1 pseudogene is annotated in these 205 nt (G+C 43.4%); it reads left to right on the top strand.

Annotated features, from left to right (window positions below):
• Window positions 1-205 (top strand): annotated as a pseudogene (locus BCT34_RS04075) (IS4 family transposase); the annotation flags it as partial.

The raw sequence follows: 205 nt of genomic DNA, 5'->3' as shown, positions 1-205 counted from the left end.
CGAAAACTACGCTATGAAGTGTTGGAGAAATATGCGGAAAACGACATGCTCATTTCAATGCCTATCTCTCCTCAAGCTCAACGGCAGAATCCGAATTTACCCGCACGTTGGGAAGCCAGGTTAGTCCTATATCAAGAGCCAAAAGGTGAGATAAAAGGTTTTATTACTTCACTTACAGACCCTAGCAAATACTCGCTAGAAAGCC

The sequence above is a fragment of the Vibrio sp. 10N.261.45.E2 genome (assembly GCF_002875705.1).
Lineage (GTDB): Bacteria > Pseudomonadota > Gammaproteobacteria > Enterobacterales > Vibrionaceae > Vibrio.
Note: the sequence above shows the minus strand (reverse complement) of the source record. Positions and strands in the feature narration are given on the sequence as shown.